This is a genomic window from Nocardioides stalactiti (assembly GCF_014180715.1).
GTDB lineage: Bacteria > Actinomycetota > Actinomycetes > Propionibacteriales > Nocardioidaceae > Nocardioides > Nocardioides stalactiti.
The window spans coordinates 1-16516 of sequence record NZ_JACEFC010000099.1 but is presented as its reverse complement, the minus strand read 5'-3'; the positions used below and the strand labels follow the sequence as shown (position 1 = coordinate 16516).

The following is a 16516-nucleotide window of genomic DNA, read 5'->3' as shown; positions in this document are numbered from 1 at the left end:
GCCGGGGCGCGGCCCGCCAGCAGCGCTGCGGCCGATCGCAGGGCCGCCACGTGGGCGCAGGCGTAGCGCTCGGCGATGTCACGGGCGGCCACCGCCTCGCTCAACGACTCAGCCGCACGGATCAGGTAGGAGTGGGTGGTGGCGGGCAGGTGCATCGCGACTCCTCGAGCTCATTGTTCGAACATTTGTTCGAACAACGGCCACGGTACACCCCTCCCCCGACACAGGGTCAAGAGTGCGCGGGCTCCTCCACCTCGGCACGGCAGTGCCGACGGGAGTCGGGGTGCCACAGGAAGACGAGGGTCACCGCAGCCAGCACCGCCGCGGCGATGATGAGCCCGCGGAACAGCGCCGGCGGCATCGTCCGCACGGTGGCGAGGGTCGCGAGCAGGATGCCGACCGCCACCATCGCCAGCGCGTGCCGCGCCCAGTTGTGGCCGGCCCGGAAGATCGGGATGAGGGTCAGTGTGGTGAGGGCGACGACGCCGTACAGGACGAGGATCACCGGCACGAACTCGAGGGGCTGGACCGTGCTGTCACCCGAGCGGCCGGGCGACCAGACCTCCTCGAGGTCGTCCCGGAAGACGACGACCAGCACCGACATCACCAGGCCGGCGGCGCACATGATCCACAGCAGCCACGACGCCAGGTCGACCGACGCAGGTCGCTTGCCCATCCGTCCTCCTCGGTGCCCTAGGGTCACCCCCATGTCGGCCGAACACCCATCGATCAGCCGCTTCCGTGCCGCGCACGCGCGACTCGGCGGCACCGGCGAGATCGTCATTCTGCCCGATGCGGTCCACACGGCCGCACTCGCCGCCGAGGCGTTGGGCTGCGAGGTCGGCGCGATCGCCAACAGCCTGCTCTTCGACGCGGGCGGCACCCCGATCCTCATCCTGACCTCGGGAGCGCACCGGGTCGACACCCAGAAGACCGCCACGGCTCTCGGCGTGGACAAGCTGCGCCGGGCGACCCCGGAGTTCGTGCGCGAGCACACCGGCCAGGTGATCGGCGGCGTGTCCCCCATCGGCCACCCGGCACCGGTCCCCACCCACCTCGACTCGTGGCTCCAGCGCTACGACGTGGTGTGGGCAGCGGCGGGCCACCCGGCCGCGGTGTTCTCGACGACGTACGACGAGCTCCTCACCCTCACGGGCGCCAGCCCGATCGACGTCGAGTGACGGAACGGACAGGACACAGCATGAGGATCGTCGTCATCGGCGGCGGGCTCGCCGGCCTCGCATCGGCCGCCCGGCTCGCCAAGAACGGCCACCAGGTCGTGCTCCTCGAGGCGTCCCCGACGCTGGGCGGCGCGCTCGGCGTCGTCAGCGAGGGCGGCTACACCTGGGACGGGTCGGCCTCGTCCACGTTGGTGCCGGCGGCGCTGCGGGACCTGTTCCGCAAGTCCGGACGACCGTTGGAGACCGAGCTCGGCGCCGACCTCGAGCCGCTCGACGTCATCACCGAGCACCGGTTCGAGGACCTCACCACGGTGCGCGTCCCGGGCGGCTCGCGGGCCGCGCAGATCGAGGCGTTCGACGAGCTGGGCGCCGGTCTCGGCGAGGCCTGGGTGCGTCACGTGGACACCTACACCCCCGTGTGGGACGTCCTGCGCCGGCACTACGTCGAGGTGCCGTGGGACCCGCGTGAGGTCCCCCAGGAGCTGGCGGCCCTCTTCGGCACCCGCGAGACCCTGCACAAGCGGCTGCGCCGCGACTTCCGGGACGACCGGCTCGGCCTGGTCGCCGGGCACCGGGCGGTCGCGGAGGGCCACGACCTGCGCAACGTCCCGGCCTGGGTCGGCGTGACCAACTACCTCGAGCAGTGCTTCGGCGCCTGGACGGTGCCCGGCGGCATGGGCCGGATCGTCGACCTGCTCGAGAAGCGGCTCGAGACCCGTGGCGTGACGGTGCTCACCGGGTCCCCGGCCCGCGACCTGGTGGTCCGCGAGGGCCGGGTCGCCGCCGTCCGGGTCGAGGCCGGCGAGATCGACGTCGACGCGGTCGTGGTCGCGGTCGACCCGCGCCGCCTGCCCGCGCTGGCCCCGGTCGTGGAGCGGACGATGCCCGCGATCCCGCCCGTCGTCGCGCACCTCGGGCTCGTCGGGGACCTGCCCGACCTGCCGGCGGAGCTGGTCCTGCACGCCGACCCGCTCATCATCGTCCGCACCGGAGGCACCGCGCCCGAGGGTGGCACGGCCGTGACCCTCCACGGGCGCGGCAAGCTCGCCGAGGACATCGTCGACGCGCTCGCCCGCCACAAGATCGACGTCCGCGAGCAGGTCGTCGTCCGGGTCGACCGGTCCCCCCGCGAGCTGGTCGAGCTGTGGAACGGCTCCCCCTGCGGCGTGCTGTGGCAGGGCCGTGGCACGGTCCGTCACCGGCTCGGACCGACGACGCCGATCCCTGGCGTCTACGCCGCCGGGGCGCACGCTGCGCCCGGTGCGGGCGTGCCGTTCGTGACCCAGTCAGCGGCGCTGGTCGCCCAGCTGATCGGTCCGGCCGAGTAGGGCAGGACCACTGAGCCGGCAGCGTGGCGCCGCCGGCGCCACGCTCGGGCGCCGGTCGCGACCGAGCGCAGGGAGCGCAGCGACCGGAGCGAGGAAGCGACCGAAGGCCGAGGAGGCGCCGACCAGCGGCGACACGCTCGGCTAAACAGAAATGCGGAGGGCCTCGAAGATCTCGAGCGTGGCCTTGGACCGGTTCAGCGTGTAGAAGTGCAGGCCGGGCGCGCCGCCCGCGAGCAGCTCCTCGCAGAGCTCCGCGGCGATCGTGATGCCCTCGGCGCGGACCGCGTCGGGCTCCGGGCCCGCGGCGGTGATCCGGTCGACGATCTCCTGCGGCACCGAGGTGCCGATGAGCTCGCCCTGACGGCGGATCGCGCTCAGGTTCAGGATCGGCATGATGCCCGGCAGGATCGGCATGTCGACGCCGCGGTCGCGAACCCGCTCCACGAGAGCGAAGTAGTCCGACGCCCGGAAGAACATCTGGGTGACCGCGAACTCCGCGCCCGCGTGGGCCTTGGCCACCAGCCGGTCGGCGTCGACGTCGAGCGACTCCGCGCTCGGGTGACCCTCCGGGAACGCCGCGACGCCGACCCGGAAGTCGCCGCGGGAACGCGCGAGCTCGACCAGGTCGAGGGCGTAGTTGAGTCCGCCCTCGGTGGGCGTCCAGTCCGCCCGGGGCCCCTCCTGCGGATCGCCCCGCAGGGCCATCACGTGGGACACGCCCTCGGCGACGTAGGAGTCGAGGATCGCCTCGAGCTCCTCGCGGGTGTGGCCGACGCACGTGAGGTGGGCCATCGGGACCATCGTGGTCTCGCGGGCGATCCGACCGGTGATGCCGACCGTCTTGTCGCGGGTGCTGCCGCCGGCGCCGTAGGTCACGGAGACGAACGTCGGCCGGTAGGGCTCGAGCGCGCGGATGGCGTTCCAGAGCTGCTCCTCACCCGCTTCGTCCTTCGGCGGGAAGAACTCGAAAGAGTAGGAGCGCTGGCCCTCGCGGATGATGTCTCCGAGGGAGCGGCCACGGCCGGTAGTCATGGCGGGAGTGTAGGCAGAGGCGACCGAGGAGGCCCGATCGCGGCCACCATCCGTGCTTTCTCTAGAGTCGACGCCGTGACCGGGCAGGCGTGGGAGCAGGCAGACCAGGAGCGGTTCCGCTCCGACCTCCAGGCTGCCATCGACGACTTCCTCGACGAGCAGGCCACCCGGCTCGCCCCGCTCGGTGACGACGCCGCGCGTCTGGTCGCCGAGGGGCGGGTCTCCGTCACCGGCGGCAAGCGCTTCCGCGCCGCGTTCTGCTACTGGGGCTTCCGGGCCGCCTCGAGCTCGTCGTACGACGAGCGCGCCGTGCTGCGGGCGACCGCCTCCCTCGAGCTCCTCCACGCCAGCGCCCTCGTCCACGACGACCTCATGGACGCCTCGGACACCCGGCGCGGCCGGCCGGCGACCCATCGCGGGTTCGCCGACCTCCACCAGCAGCAGGGCTGGCCAGGCGACCCCGAGCAGTACGGCGCCGCGGCGGCGATCCTGCTGGGTGACCTGCTGCTGTCGTGGTCCGACGAGCTGCTGCGCCGGTGCGGGCTCGGCTGGGACCGGGTGGGCCCGGCGCTCGACGTGCTCGACCAGTGCCGGTCGGAGGTCATCGCCGGCCAGTTCCTCGACGTCTCGGTCCAGGGTCGTGGGGTCGCGTCGGTCGACCAGGCGATGACCGTGCTCCGCTACAAGTCGGCGAAGTACTCCATCGAGCGGCCGCTCCACGTCGGTGCGGCGCTGGCCGGCGCCGGGACGGACACGCTCACAGCTCTGACCGGCTTCGGCCTGCCGCTCGGGGAGGCCTTCCAGCTCCGCGACGACCTGCTCGGGGTGTTCGGCGACCCGGCGACGACCGGCAAGCCCGCCGGCGACGACCTGGTCGAGGGCAAGCGGACCGTGCTGGTCGCGCTCGCGCTCGAGTCCGCCGCGGACGACGAGGCCGCCCGCCTCGACGCTGCGCTCGGCACCGCGCTGGGACCTGACGACGTCGCCGACCTGCGCGGCATCATCGATCGTTCCGGCGCGCACGCCCGGGTCGAGGCCAAGATCACCGAGCTCGCCGAGCAGGCCGTCACCGCGCTGGGCCTCGCCCGTGCGTCCGCCGGCCTCGACGAGCACGCGTGCGACGTCCTCGAGGGCCTCGCGGCCGCCGCGACCCGCCGGGTGCTCTGACCGGCGCGCCGACCGGGCAGGGTCAGTCCAGCGACTCCATGCCGGTCTCGGGGCCGGGGCCCCGGAGCAGCACCTCGAACGCCGGGTCACCGTCGTCGTCGTGACGAGCCAGCGCGCGGCAGATCTTGTCGAACGCCTTCGGCTCGGCGCGGGCCAGGCTGCCCCAGCCCTCCCAGAGCAGCACCGTCGGCGCGGACATGTCACGCAGGCAGTCGCGCAGCGCGTCGACGTTGCCGCCGTAGTGCGCCGGGAAGTCGAGCGCGGCACCGATCGCGCCGAGCACCTCCGACTTGGTCTCGAGCGCCACGCCGTCGACGTAGCCGAACTGCCAACCGGCGTGCTCGACCGCGTGCTGCACGTCGGGGACGTGGAGGGCCGGGTTGTGCCAGTGGTGGACGCCGGGCTGGTGCCTCCCGGCGAGGACGGCCGCCAGGCCGCTCATCCGTGCCTCGCAACTGCTGGGGTCATCTCCAGATCACCTCGAACGACTCGTAGTGGTCCTCTGTCCAGTAGAGCTCACCGTCGGCGCCGCCCACGATGCGACGGGCGCCCCGGTCGTCCGACCCCGGTGTCTCGACTGTGTACTCCCGGTAATAGCCGTCCGGGGCGTCAGGAAGCAACCCCTCGTAGTTGCCGAAGGTGCTGCCGTCCTTGTCGTAGGGGAACGGCCCACCGGTGCCGATGAGGTCGACGACGTCCGCCGCCTCCGGCGGGAGGTCGCCCAGCGCGACGTACGGCAGCCCGCTCAGGTCGTCGTACGGCGGCATGCCGGCGCCGGTCTCCGGCGCCGCCTCGGACGTCGCCGGCGCGACGGAGGGCGTCACGGTCGAGGCACTGGGCTCGGCCGGTGCCGTCAGGCTCGTCGTCGGCTCGGCCGTGGCGTCGCGACCCTCGTCCGACCCGTCGCCGCCCTGCAGCCACCACACGGCGACCGCCAGCAGCGCGACCACCACGGAGGCGACGGCACCCGTCGACCTCCTGCCCCCCGATGTCACCACGGTGCGGCCTCAGAAGCCGAGCGCCTGCGCACGGCGCTTGACCTCCGAGCCGCGGTTCTCGTGGAGCGCATCGATCGGCCGGCCCGGCAGGTCGGCGTCGAGGAAGATCCACGCGATGCACTCGCGGTCGTCGAAGCCCTGGTCGTGCAGGGAGGTCAGCAGACCCGGCAGGCCCTTCACGGGGAGACCCTCGGCGTCGATGAAGAGCGCAGGGATCCTCGGACCGCGGCCCGGCTCCGGCACCGCCGAGGCCAGCTGGTGGTCGCGGACCATGGTCCGCACCTTGGCCGGGGTGACTCCGAGGGCCGCGGCCGCGGCGTCCCAGTCGAGCCACTCCTCGACCAGCGCGGCGAGGTCGACGTCGGCGAGGCGGGGTGCTGGATCGGTCATGGGGACCATCATTCCAGCACCGCTCGCCGCCGGGCGGCGCGCCGTCACGTCGCGGCGTGGTTGCCGGAACAGTCGACGGGCGCCCCGTATCCTTGCCGTTCCGGCACCTTCCCCGCCGGAAGCCCCACGTACTTGCACAGGAGGGTCGCTGTGCACGAGGACCCGCACGCCGGCCGGCTGCTCGACGGCCGCTACCGCATCGGCGACCGCATCGCGCGGGGCGGCATGGCGTCGGTCTACGAGGCCCACGACATCCGTCTCGACCGCGCCGTCGCCGTCAAGATCATGCACGCAGGTCTCGGCGACGCGACGACGGGCGACGAGGAGTTCGCGGCGCGCTTCGTGCGCGAGGCCCGGTCCGCGGCCAAGCTCTCCCACCCCAACGTCGTCGCCGTGTACGACCAGGGCGAGGACAACGGGACCGTCTTCCTCGCGATGGAGCTGGTGCCGGGCCACACGCTGCGCGACACCATCGCCAAGGAGGCGCCGATGTCGCCCGAGCGGGCGCTGGCGATCCTCGACCCCGTCCTGTCCGCGCTCGCGTCCGCCCATCGCAACGGCGTCATCCACCGCGACGTGAAGCCCGAGAACGTCCTCATCGCCGACGACGGCCGGATCAAGGTCGCGGACTTCGGCCTCGCCCGCGCGGTCAGCGCCGAGACCCAGCACACCGCGACCGGCGGCGTGCTCATCGGCACGGTGTCCTACCTCGCGCCCGAGCTCGTCGTCGACGGCAAGGCGGACGCCCGGGCCGACGTCTACGCCGCCGGCGTCGTCCTCTACGAGCTGCTGACCGGCCACAAGCCGCACCAGGGCGAGTCGCCGATCGCGGTCGCCTACAAGCACGTCCACGAGGACGTCCCGGCGCCGTCCGCCGAGGTGCCGTCGCTGCCGGCGTACGTCGACGCGCTCGTCGCCCGCGCGACGACCCGCGACCGTTCGCTGCGGCCGTCCGACGCGGGCGTGCTGCTCCACCACGTCCACCGGGTCACCCACGCCCTCCACGAGGGCGTCCGCGAGGACCCCGAGCTCGTCGCCGACCTGACGCCCACCCCGGCGCGGCCCGACGTCTCCGACGACACGATGCCGGAGGCGATCACCGAGCTCTGGGACGACCGGGAGGTCGCCGGTCTGCTGGCCGGCGACGCCGCGCTCCCCGAGGGCACCACTCGCCTCGACCACGACCTGCCGCCTCCCCCTCCCCGTCGTACTCCCCCGGCCCCGCCGGCCCGGGCGACCGCGGCTCCCGCGTCGCCGCGCCCCCGGCGTCGTCGTCGCGGACTGGTGCTGCTGCTCCTCGCCGCCCTCCTCGCGACCGCAGTCGGCAGCGGCGCCTACTGGTACGGGTGGGCGCGCTACACGACCGCACCCTCGGTCCAGGGCCTCACCCAGGCCGAAGCGGAGCAGAAGATCGAGGACGCCGGCTTCGAGGTCGACTTCGCCGACGCCGTCTACTCGACGACCGTCGACGAGGGCGACGTCGTCGCGAGCGACCCCGGTCCCGGCGCCCGGATCCTCGAGGGCGACACCATCACGGTGACGGTCTCGTTGGGCGAGGAGACCCACGACCTGCCCAAGCTGCGAGGGCTCACGCTGGCAGAGGCGACCCGGTCCCTGGAGAACAACAAGCTCGTGCTCGGCAAGGTCGACGAGCAGTTCTCCGAGACCGTGCCCAAGGGCCACGTCATCAGCAGCGACCCCGCCTACGACACGCCGAAGGCGCAGGACCTGCCGGTCAACGCCGTCGTACGGCTCGTCGTCAGCCAGGGCCGCGAGCCGCTCCAGGTCGGCGACTGGGTCGGCAAGAGCTACGAGAAGGCCAAGGCTGCGCTCGAGAAGCGCGGGCTCGTGGTCAAGCTCGTGGAGACCGAGACCAGCGACACGATCGCCGAGGGCGACGTCATCAGCCACGAGCCGACCGGCGGCACCCTGTTCAAGGGCGACGAGGTCGAGTTCGTGGTGTCCGAGGGCCCGGAGCTGGTGGAGATCCCGTCGGTGTGGAACATGCCGACCGACGAGGCGGTCGCCGAGCTCGAGGGGCTCGGGTTCGTGGTCGAGACCGAGCGGGCGCAGATCTACTTCAACGGCAGCCGGGCCTGGAGCACCGACCCGCCGCGAGGGACGTTGGCCGAGAAGGGCAGCACCGTCGTCATCTACGTCGTCTGACGCCGGCCGTCCCCGCTCCCGCTGAGACCGCTGAGACCGTGACCGAACGTCGTACCTCCCTGCTGGCGGCCGCCGCCCTGCTCGCGATGACGGCGTGCTGGGGCAGCACGTTCTTCCTGATCAAGGACCTGCTCGAGCGGGTGCCGACGGTCGACTTCCTCGCGGTGCGCTTCCTCATCGCGGGCGCCGCGATGCTGCTGGTGGCGCCGCGCGCGATCGCCCGGCTCAGCCCGGAGACCCGGCGCCGAGCGGTCCTGCTCGGCAGCCTGTACGGCGTCGCGCAGATCCTCCAGACCGCCGGTCTGGCGCACACGCCGGCGAGCGTGAGCGGCTTCATCACCGGGCTCTACGTCGTCGCCACGCCGCTCATTGCCGCCGCGGTCCTCCGGACCCGGATCACCGCGCTCACCTGGGCGGCCGTCGCCCTCGCCACCGCCGGGCTCGGCGTGCTGACTCTCGACGGCTTCTCGATCGGCTACGGCGAGGCGATCACCCTCGTGGCGGCGATCCTCTACGCGTGCCACATCGTCGGGCTGGGCGCCTGGTCGACGCCGGCCGACGCCCTCGGCATGTCGATCCTCCAGGTCCTCGTCATCGCGACGATCTGCCTGGTGGGGGCGCTGGTCTCCGGCGAGGCGGGCATCGTCCTCCCCGAGCGCGGCGGCGACTGGGTCTCGGTCGTCTACATGGCGCTGGTCGCCGGCGCGGCGGCGATGCTCGCCCAGACCTGGGCACAGGCCCACCTGCCGCCGACGCGCAGCGCGATCATCATGAGCATGGAGCCGGTGTTCGCCGCGTTCTTCGCCGTGCTGCTCGGCGGGGAGTCCGTGACGTCGCGGATGGTCGGCGGCGGGCTGATGGTGCTGACGGCGATGGTGCTCGTCGAGCTGTTGCCGCGACGCAAGGTCGAGGCCGAGGTCACCCACCTCGTCGTCTGAGCCCGGCGGGCGGCTGAGGCGCACGTCACGTCCGGATCGTGAGTTCGCGCCCGGGCGGCGGGGGCCTCGGACCTACGTTGAGTCCATGGTCGTGGTCATGGCGCCGGACGCCACCGCCGAGGACGTCGCGCACGTCGTCGAGAAGGTCGAGGCCGTCGGCGGCACGGCCTTCGTCTCCCAGGGCGTCGACCGCACGATCATCGGGCTGGTCGGTGACATCGACAGCTTCCACGGGCTCAACCTGCGCACCCTGCACGGCGTCGCGGCGGTCCACCGGATCTCCGACCCCTACAAGCTGGTGAGCCGGCAGCACCACCCCGACCGGTCGACGGTCTGGGTCGGCAAGCCGGGCGCCCAGGTGCCGGTCGGTCCCGCCACGTTCACGTTCATCGCCGGCCCGTGCGCCGTCGAGTCGCCGGAGCAGACGCTCGAGGCGGCGACGATGGCCAAGGCCGCCGGGGCGACGCTGCTGCGCGGGGGCGCCTACAAGCCGCGCACGTCGCCGTACGCCTTCCAGGGCCTGGGCCGCCGCGGGCTCGACATCCTCGCGGCCGTCGGCCAGGCCACCGGGCTGCCGATCGTCACCGAGGTCGTCGACGCCCGCGACGTCGAGGAGGTGGCCGAGCAGGCCGACATGCTCCAGATCGGCACCCGCAACATGGCCAACTTCGGGCTGCTCCAAGCCGTCGGCGAGGCCGGGAAGCCGGTCCTCCTCAAGCGCGGCATGACGGCCACCATCGAGGAGTGGCTGATGGCGGCGGAGTACGTCGCGCAGCGCGGCAACCTCGACGTCGTGCTCTGCGAGCGCGGCATCCGGACGTTCGAGCCGGCGACGCGCAACACCCTCGACATCTCGGCCGTGCCGGTCGTCCAGGCGGCCAGCCACCTGCCGATCATCGTCGACCCGTCCCACGCGTCGGGCCGCAACGACCTCGTCGTCCCGCTGTCGCGCGCGGCGATCGGGGTGGGTGCCGACGGGATCATCGTCGACGTGCACCCGGACCCCGAGGTGGCGCTGTGCGACGGACCGCAGGCGCTGCACGGTCCGGAGCTGCGCGCCCTCGCCCAGGCCGTGCGCCAGATCCCGCCGCTCCTGGGCCGCTGTCCTGCTGACGCGACGAGCACTTTCCCGCCGGGTTAGGGTCGCTGCGTCGACGTACGGGGTCGGCGAAGGGGGATGAGTCGTTGGAGCCGGTCATGAGGTACTGCACGAACTGCGGCCACCAGCTCGGGGTGGGCCGCTACTGCACCAACTGCGGTGCGCGCGTGCCCGTGCCGCCCGCTGACCCGCCGTCGAGCCCCTCGGACTTCCCGACCTCGGTCCGGATCGGCGCCATCTCTCCGCTCTCGGGGACCGTCGAGCGGCCGAAGGACCGGCCCGCTGCTCCCCCGCCGCCCCCGCCCGACCTCGGGCCGGAGCCGACCACGGCCCGCTACCCGCTGTTCGCCGACGGTGCCGACCTGGTCGAGGCGGTCGACCCCGCCGTGCCCCCGCCGCTCTTCGAGGTGGCGCGCCAGACCACCGACGGCCCCGACCGGCGGGCAGCGCTGCCGTGGCTGATCGCGTTCGGCGCCCTCGCGCTCGCGGCCCTCATCGGCGGGGCGCTCCTGCTCCTCGGTGACAGCGAGGGCAGCACCGCCGAGGACCCGGTCGGTGAGACCAGCAGCACGGTCAAGGCGCCGCCCGGGCCCGGCAGCGTGATGGTCCCGATCGGCGTCATGGTCCCCGACACCGCGCCGCCGAGCAACGACGAGAACGGCGAGCGCGTCACCTACACCAAGGGCAACATGCTCGACGCCGACCCGCGCACGGCCTGGCGGATGCCGGGTGACGGCGCCGGCTCGGTGCTCGCCTTCAAGTTCGAGCGTCCGGTGATCGTCACCTCCGTCGGCCTGATCAACGGCTACGCCAAGGACGACCCGCCGCACCACTGGTACGTCAGCAACCGCCGGATCCGCGAGGTCGTCTGGGTCTTCGACGACGGCACCGAGGTCGTGCAGGAGCTCGACAAGTCCAAGGAGGTGCAGGCGCTCGAGGTGTCCCCCGTCCGCACCCGCCGGATCGAGCTGCGCCTGCTCGACGTCAGCAACCCCGGCGCCGGCCCCGACAGCCGCGACTTCACCGCGATCTCCGAGGTCGTGTTCGCCGGCCACTGAGCCCCGCCGCCGGCCCGGCGGGTCGGTCAACCGCCAGCGCTGCTCGTGCGTCGTACGAGGAGAGCGAGCGGAGGTGGACCGATGACTCGGTGGCGCGGCGCGTGGGCCGGAATGGCCGCGGCAGCAGCCGTGGCCTCGGGTTGCGGCGCTGAGCCCGACGTCGCCACCCGGGCGGTCGAACCGACCTCTCCGCCGGTGCCGTCGTCGGCGGTCTCCTCGCCGCCGTCCACATCGACGGACCTGGGCGTCGTGATGCCGGACCTGGTCGGCCTGCCGGACGAGGTCGCCGGCATCCGGCTCCGACAGGGTGAGCGCGCCTCGCTGGACCTGGGGCTCGAGCTGGCCCGGCCGGTCCTCGTCTCCGACTGCTCGGTACCGCCCGAGACGATCGTGACCCAGCGCCCGGCAGCGGGGACGCTGCTGGCGAAGGGGCAGGACGTCGTGCTGCGGTCGGCCCAGCTGGACCTCGCGGTCTTCCGCGGCCCGTGCTCACCTGCGGACGGTGACCTCGGCCCGGTCACCGGGCCGGACGCCGCCCTGGCCCGCGCGTTCTACCGGTTCGCCGCTGACCCGTCGCTCGGTGCGCCGTTCGGGGACGGGCCGCTGTGGGTGGGGATCGAGGGTGGTCCGACGTCGGCGATGATCTCGCCAGAGGACCGGTCGTCGCTGGCGGCCTGGTCACTGGACGCGCTGTATGCCGAGAGCTCCGGCCCGTTCTCGGCGCTCGACCTGGTGGCCTCGACGGGCGGACGGTTCGAGGTCCACGACGGCATTCCCGGTTGCTTCACCGGCGACGGGGTGCCCGCCGAGCTCGCCGACCTGCGGCCGATCTCCATCACGCGGGACGCGGACCTCGTGGGCGCCTGCCTGGACTGGTGGGCGGTCACCCTGTTCGTCGACGAGGACGACCGGATCCGGGGCGTCGCGCTGCGGATGGGTTCCCCCTGAGCCCTACGGCGTGCCCGGACATGCCGATGGCCCCGCCAGTGGGCGGGGTGTGGGGCGGGGTGGCTATCGCTCGGGCGGACGCGCCCGACGCGGGCCGAGATCATGCGTGCCGGTGGGATCGACCAGCCAGGAGCCGACGGTGGTGGTCCACAGGTACGTGCCCGGGGTCAGCATCCGATAACGGGCGCGGTTCGCCGTCTTGAGTCGGTGGTGTCCGCGGCACAGTGGGGCCAGGTTGCAGGCACAGGTCTCGCCTCCGCCGCCGTGCGGCTCGATGTGGTCGAGGTCGCAGGCCTGGGCGGGCTTGGCGCAGTGCGGGAACACGCAGTGGTGGTCTCGGGTGGTGACCTGGGCGCGGATCCGGTCGGGGATCTCGTAGGAGTCGACCGGCTGGTGGCCGGCGAGGTCGCGGACGGGTCGGACGATGATCGTTCCGGTCGTGGTGCCGAGCCAGTCCTTGACCTGTGCGGCGGTGATCGGCTTCCGGGTGGTGCCGCACCGTGCGACCGATCCCTCAACATTGCCGTGGAGGGCGGCTTCGGAGAGGTGGAAGACCAGCTCGGTCGACCGGCCGCGCACGGTCCGGAGGATCTCGCCGGTCGCGGGGTCGGCGACGGGCAGGTCGAGGGTCAGGTCCTCCCGAGCGATCTCACCGAGCGCCTTGGCGCGCCGCGCGTCGAGGGAGTCGGTGTCACCCAGCTGACCGCGGACCTTGGCCCGGCGGGCGATCGCGTTCTCCAGGTCCAGGGCGTCGGGCAGGTCCAGAGCGGTCGACCCGTGGGCGACGCCGTTGATGTCGACCTGGTCGATGCCGAGGTCGACGTGCCGGGTCTCGTCGGCATCGCGACGCCGCTCCTCGGCAGCGTCGGGGTCGAACCGCACCAGCGCCTCCTCGACCAGACGGTCGACCTGTGCCCAGGACATGCCGTGCGCGAACGGCGCCAGGTGCCGGTCGACGTACGCCGCCGCCTCCGACGGGAGCAGCCGAGTCGAGTCAGCGACCTTCAACGCCCGCCACACCGGCACCTCACCGGCCAGCACCCGCGCCCACGTCCGCGGCAGCCGCCACGCCAGCTCGACGACCTGGCCCACGTAGGACCGTCCCGAGTCCAGCGTCCGCCCCAGCACGGCAGCGAGCTCCATCACCGCGAAGTCGCTGATCAGCGGCGCCCCCGGACCCGCGACCGGCAGACCGGTGTCGAGCCCCCGCTCGGTCAGCGTCGCCGCGGTCGTCTCGTCGTCGACGGCGTGCAGCGCCGCCCACTCCGCGACCGCCCGCACCTTCTCGACCTCCTGCGCCGCGATCACCCCCTGCACCGCCCGGATCCCCGACAGCAGCACATCGCTCGCCGACCCGGTCGACGCCGCCGTCACCGCTCCCGACACCATCGCTCCGTCGACCTCGACCCGCGCAGCGGGGAGGTCGAAGAGAGAAGCGGTCCCGAGATCCATACCGAACAGTAAAGACCTCACCTCCGACACTACGAAACACTTCCGGACCCGCCTGTGGAGAAGGCCCCGTCCCGCCGTACCTGGGGACGGATACCGACCGTCCCCACCTCCGCGGCCCCGTCCGGCCCACCCGCAACTGCCGACCTCCGTGCGCGATCTTTGCCGAGTGGCGGGCGCGCCCTAAGTCGAGGACGAATAGCTGCTGGCTCGCATACGGTTGCATTATGAAGCTGATCGCCGTCGCCAGCGTCGCGACCGTCGCGATCCTGGCCTCGAGTGCGCCGGTCGTGGCCGACGACCAGGGTTTGATCGGCACTTCGACCCAGCAGAAGTTCGTGATGCGCGACGAACGGGGCGATCAAGAGGTATACGCCGCTGCCACAACAGCGGAGCGGCGCGCGGCTGACATTCGCCGACTCAGAGTCTTGCAGGACGGTCGCTCAGGTTGGATCGAACTGACCCTACGAGGACGTGTCCGGGCCGCGGACGTCCACGACTGGAATGCACACGTGTGGCTTGGCCCCTTCGATCCCCTCGACCATTCGCAACCCGCGATCGGGATCGAAATCGGCTCCGATACGTCAGAGGTGACCCGGTACGAGGTCAGTGGACCCCAGATCCTCTGTGGGCGCGTTCCCACTCGAGTGTCCAACCGTGGTCGCACTCTCAGAATTCGAGTGGCCCATGCATGCCGCTGGGAGAGAGCTCGCGGAATTCAGGCATTCGCGACGATTGAACATCGCGATGGCCATCCAGCCGTAGTTGACCGTACCTACGGCCGGTCCCGACTCGCCTGGCAGTGACAAGGCGTGCGGCTCGCGACGAGGAATGCAAGACCGCACGCTAATGCCGCTCGGCGTGCGCGGTGCTGAATCGGCAGATCCTGCGGGCTCTCCACCGCACAACGCTCGATCCACCGCACAACGCTCGCTGTTGCCGAAGAGCGGGCGTCGGAACCGTTTGCGGGCACGCTGCGTCCCATGGGCATGACACGGGCCGTTCTCTCGGTCGTTGCCGGACTCGCATGCGTGAGTCTCAGCTCGTGCTCGGCCACCACCGGCAGCACCGGCGGCAACCCCGACTGCGTAAGCCACTATGACGACGTCGCCAGCGCTACCACTTGGGCTGGCCTGAAGAACGCGATGTTGGATTCAAGAGACTGGGGTCGCGTCGGATCGATACGGATCCAAGCGCAAGGCGTTGACATTGGTGCGGGCGATGAAGACGCGGTGCGGGTCGTGGACCTGCTCAACCGAAACGGGCGGCGGCTCGTTCAGGTTGATGTCTGGCGCGCTGACTCGGGCGCTTGGCGTGCTGGCGTCTGGAACCAGTGCATCGACTGAACGCCAGCGCCCTCTGTTGCCGCTCGGGGTGCACGGAGCTACCGAGTAGCGGACGCGACTGCCGTGGCTTGCCATGTCCCCGAACGCGGCGCATCCCGCTTCTGCCGCTCGGTGTCGGCCTGTCCGTCCCCGCGACGGCAGGCGAGGTGCCACGATGCGGCACATGTCGTACGACCTGGCTGTCTGGGACGGCCCCCAGCCCTCAAGCGATGCCGACGCGAGTGCCGAGTACGAGCGTCGGATGGACGCGATGGAGGAACTCCTCGACAGCGACGGCGAACAGCCGGGACCGACCGACTCGATCCCGGCCTTCATCGACGCCGCCTTGGCTCGTTTCCCCGAGCTGGACGACGACTCGGGTCCGGAGTGCCCCTGGGCGTCGGCGCCGCTGGCGGCCGACGCCGTCGGCGACATCATCTACTTCTCGATGACCTTCTCCGGCGCGGGGCTCGCGCGAGACGAGCTGGCTGACATCGCGAGCGCACTGGGCCTGATCTGCTACGACCCTCAGATCGAGCAGATGCTCCCTGATCCCGCGTCGGTACCCGCTTCCACCGTTTCGCAGGCCGCGTACGCCGCGCTCGCCGAGCACCTGCACGCCGAGGAGCAACCACGGGAGTCGGGCTGGCTCGCGCGTCTCTTCAAGCGAACGTAGCGCTCGGGCGACGCACGTCCGAACGGCTTCGCAGAACCGGCGAACGTGTCACCCCTGGGCGATGGCGAGCGAGGGAACGCGAGCAGCCGTGCACGCGTCATAGTTCAGTGATGCGACTGTGGACGACCCTGCCCTGCGTGCTCCTCGTGGCGTCCGTCGGGGCGTGCGGTGAGGACAGCACGACCGCAGCGACCGACGCGCCCTCGTCGAACGACGCCCCGACCACCCAGGCCAAGCGGGGCGACGCCGCGGTGTGGTCGATCCGCCGGGGCACCGAGCTGACGAGCGGGACGACGACCTTCACCGCGAGCGTCTCTCGGCTGGGCTGCCACAGCGGGGTCACCGGCAGGGTGCTGGAGCCGGCGGTGACCTACGAGGACGCGCAGGTGGTGGTCACGTTCGAGGTCGAGGCGGCCGTGGGCGGTTCCTTCGACTGCCAGGGCAACGACCAGGTCGCTCACGAGGTCGTCCTGGACGAGCCGCTCGGCGACCGTGCGCTCGTCGACGGGTCCTGCCTCGAGGGCGGCGAGGCCGGCACCACCTCGTTCTGCTCCCCCGACGGCGTCCGCTGGCCGCGCTAGCTGTCAGGTTGGAGCTGAGGCGGCGCTCAGATCCCGGCCAACGCCTTGGCCGCGACCTCGGCGTCGGACCGGCTGACGTCGAGGTGGGTGACCAGCCGCACCGTGCGGGCGCCGACGGCTCCGACCAGCACCCCCGCCTCGCGAGCAGCCGCCACGAACGCAGCGGCGTCCGGACGTTCG

At 72.2% G+C, this 16516-nt stretch carries 18 protein-coding genes; 12 read left to right on the top strand and 6 right to left on the bottom strand.

The genetic code is table 11. The annotated features are described in order from the left end of the window. Positions 1–229: 229 nt before the first annotated feature. Complete coding sequence (locus H0487_RS17275; protein ID WP_183095470.1) at positions 230–676, bottom strand: hypothetical protein; 447 nt, start codon at positions 674–676, stop codon at positions 230–232. Between the two features lie 31 nt (positions 677–707). Between H0487_RS17275 and H0487_RS17270 the strand changes: the two genes are divergently transcribed. Then, positions 708–1181: a YbaK/EbsC family protein gene (locus tag H0487_RS17270; RefSeq protein ID WP_183095469.1), complete on the top strand. Its 474-nt coding sequence runs from the start codon at positions 708–710 to the stop codon at positions 1179–1181. A 20-nt stretch (positions 1182–1201) separates the two neighbouring features. Beyond that, positions 1202–2509 carry a phytoene desaturase family protein gene (locus H0487_RS17265; RefSeq protein WP_183095468.1) on the top strand — a complete coding sequence of 436 codons (1308 nt, stop codon included), beginning with the start codon at positions 1202–1204 and terminating at the stop codon, positions 2507–2509. 141 nt (positions 2510–2650) lie between these two features. Here H0487_RS17265 and metF read toward each other — a convergent pair whose 3' ends face one another. Beyond that, positions 2651–3541: a methylenetetrahydrofolate reductase [NAD(P)H] gene (gene metF / locus H0487_RS17260; RefSeq protein WP_183095467.1), complete on the bottom strand. Its 891-nt coding sequence runs from the start codon at positions 3539–3541 to the stop codon at positions 2651–2653. 75 nt (positions 3542–3616) lie between these two features. Here metF and H0487_RS17255 point away from each other — a divergent pair, with 75 nt between their 5' ends. Continuing rightward, positions 3617–4708, top strand: coding sequence for a polyprenyl synthetase family protein (locus H0487_RS17255; protein ID WP_183095466.1), 1092 nt, complete (start codon positions 3617–3619; stop codon positions 4706–4708). A 22-nt stretch (positions 4709–4730) separates the two neighbouring features. Here the strand turns inward: H0487_RS17255 and H0487_RS17250 are convergent, their stop codons facing one another. From H0487_RS17250 to H0487_RS17240, 3 genes are read right to left on the bottom strand one after another with little or no spacing between them, the layout of a single operon-like run. Continuing rightward, complete coding sequence (locus tag H0487_RS17250) at positions 4731–5150, bottom strand: barstar family protein (RefSeq protein ID WP_183095465.1); 420 nt, start codon at positions 5148–5150, stop codon at positions 4731–4733. A 22-nt stretch (positions 5151–5172) separates the two neighbouring features. After that, on the bottom strand, positions 5173–5661 hold the full coding sequence (locus H0487_RS17245; RefSeq protein ID WP_312856000.1) for a guanyl-specific ribonuclease: 489 nt from the start codon (positions 5659–5661) through the stop codon (positions 5173–5175). Between the two features lie 54 nt (positions 5662–5715). Beyond that, complete coding sequence (locus H0487_RS17240; RefSeq protein ID WP_183095464.1) at positions 5716–6096, bottom strand: Rv2175c family DNA-binding protein; 381 nt, start codon at positions 6094–6096, stop codon at positions 5716–5718. Between the two features lie 150 nt (positions 6097–6246). On the opposite strand from H0487_RS17240, the gene pknB reads away from it, so the two are divergent. The 5 genes from pknB to H0487_RS17215 all read left to right on the top strand — a co-directional run bounded on the left by pknB (position 6247) and on the right by H0487_RS17215 (position 12305). Further along, positions 6247–8262 carry a Stk1 family PASTA domain-containing Ser/Thr kinase gene (gene pknB / locus H0487_RS17235; RefSeq protein ID WP_312855999.1) on the top strand — a complete coding sequence of 672 codons (2016 nt, stop codon included), beginning with the start codon at positions 6247–6249 and terminating at the stop codon, positions 8260–8262. 38 nt (positions 8263–8300) lie between these two features. Next, positions 8301–9200 carry a DMT family transporter gene (locus H0487_RS17230; protein ID WP_312855998.1) on the top strand — a complete coding sequence of 300 codons (900 nt, stop codon included), beginning with the start codon at positions 8301–8303 and terminating at the stop codon, positions 9198–9200. 85 nt (positions 9201–9285) lie between these two features. After that, the gene (aroF, locus tag H0487_RS17225) at positions 9286–10341 is read left to right on the top strand and encodes a 3-deoxy-7-phosphoheptulonate synthase (RefSeq protein WP_183095463.1); all 1056 of its coding nucleotides are present in this window, start codon (positions 9286–9288) and stop codon (positions 10339–10341) included. 56 nt (positions 10342–10397) lie between these two features. Then, on the top strand, positions 10398–11357 hold the full coding sequence (locus H0487_RS17220) for a zinc ribbon domain-containing protein (RefSeq protein WP_183095462.1): 960 nt from the start codon (positions 10398–10400) through the stop codon (positions 11355–11357). 81 nt (positions 11358–11438) lie between these two features. Beyond that, positions 11439–12305: a PASTA domain-containing protein gene (locus tag H0487_RS17215; protein ID WP_183095461.1), complete on the top strand. Its 867-nt coding sequence runs from the start codon at positions 11439–11441 to the stop codon at positions 12303–12305. 63 nt (positions 12306–12368) lie between these two features. Here the strand turns inward: H0487_RS17215 and H0487_RS17210 are convergent, their stop codons facing one another. Next, the gene (locus H0487_RS17210; RefSeq protein WP_183095460.1) at positions 12369–13757 is read right to left on the bottom strand and encodes an HNH endonuclease signature motif containing protein; all 1389 of its coding nucleotides are present in this window, start codon (positions 13755–13757) and stop codon (positions 12369–12371) included. Positions 13758–13981: 224 nt separating this feature from the next. Here H0487_RS17210 and H0487_RS17205 point away from each other — a divergent pair, with 224 nt between their 5' ends. From H0487_RS17205 to H0487_RS17190, 4 genes are all read left to right on the top strand, one after another. After that, positions 13982–14560, top strand: coding sequence for a hypothetical protein (locus H0487_RS17205; protein WP_183095459.1), 579 nt, complete (start codon positions 13982–13984; stop codon positions 14558–14560). A 177-nt stretch (positions 14561–14737) separates the two neighbouring features. Continuing rightward, positions 14738–15100 (top strand): hypothetical protein, encoded by a 363-nt coding sequence (locus H0487_RS17200; RefSeq protein ID WP_183095458.1) that lies wholly within the window; start codon positions 14738–14740, stop codon positions 15098–15100. A 241-nt stretch (positions 15101–15341) separates the two neighbouring features. Next, positions 15342–15755: a hypothetical protein gene (locus H0487_RS17195; RefSeq protein ID WP_183095457.1), complete on the top strand. Its 414-nt coding sequence runs from the start codon at positions 15342–15344 to the stop codon at positions 15753–15755. Positions 15756–15865: 110 nt separating this feature from the next. Beyond that, the gene (locus H0487_RS17190; RefSeq protein ID WP_183095456.1) at positions 15866–16336 is read left to right on the top strand and encodes a hypothetical protein; all 471 of its coding nucleotides are present in this window, start codon (positions 15866–15868) and stop codon (positions 16334–16336) included. Positions 16337–16516: the final 180 nt, after the last annotated feature.

Excerpts from the sequence above, each read along its gene's own strand:
- H0487_RS17215 (WP_183095461.1), top strand. The coding sequence starts at position 11,439 with ATGACTCGGTGGCGCGGCGCGTGGGCCGGAATGGCCGCGGCAGCAGCC.
- H0487_RS17220 (WP_183095462.1), top strand. The coding sequence starts at position 10,398 with ATGAGGTACTGCACGAACTGCGGCCACCAGCTCGGGGTGGGCCGCTAC.
- H0487_RS17275 (WP_183095470.1), bottom strand. The coding sequence starts at position 676 with ATGGGCAAGCGACCTGCGTCGGTCGACCTGGCGTCGTGGCTGCTGTGG.
- H0487_RS17200 (WP_183095458.1), top strand. The coding sequence starts at position 14,738 with ATGGGCATGACACGGGCCGTTCTCTCGGTCGTTGCCGGACTCGCATGC.
- H0487_RS17205 (WP_183095459.1), top strand. The coding sequence starts at position 13,982 with ATGAAGCTGATCGCCGTCGCCAGCGTCGCGACCGTCGCGATCCTGGCC.
- H0487_RS17195 (WP_183095457.1), top strand. The coding sequence starts at position 15,342 with ATGGACGCGATGGAGGAACTCCTCGACAGCGACGGCGAACAGCCGGGA.
- H0487_RS17240 (WP_183095464.1), bottom strand. The coding sequence starts at position 6,096 with ATGACCGATCCAGCACCCCGCCTCGCCGACGTCGACCTCGCCGCGCTG.
- metF (WP_183095467.1), bottom strand. The coding sequence starts at position 3,541 with ATGACTACCGGCCGTGGCCGCTCCCTCGGAGACATCATCCGCGAGGGC.
- H0487_RS17210 (WP_183095460.1), bottom strand. The coding sequence starts at position 13,757 with ATGGATCTCGGGACCGCTTCTCTCTTCGACCTCCCCGCTGCGCGGGTC.
- H0487_RS17270 (WP_183095469.1), top strand. The coding sequence starts at position 708 with ATGTCGGCCGAACACCCATCGATCAGCCGCTTCCGTGCCGCGCACGCG.
- H0487_RS17250 (WP_183095465.1), bottom strand. The coding sequence starts at position 5,150 with ATGAGCGGCCTGGCGGCCGTCCTCGCCGGGAGGCACCAGCCCGGCGTC.
- H0487_RS17265 (WP_183095468.1), top strand. The coding sequence starts at position 1,202 with ATGAGGATCGTCGTCATCGGCGGCGGGCTCGCCGGCCTCGCATCGGCC.
- H0487_RS17190 (WP_183095456.1), top strand. The coding sequence starts at position 15,866 with ATGCGACTGTGGACGACCCTGCCCTGCGTGCTCCTCGTGGCGTCCGTC.
- aroF (WP_183095463.1), top strand. The coding sequence starts at position 9,286 with ATGGTCGTGGTCATGGCGCCGGACGCCACCGCCGAGGACGTCGCGCAC.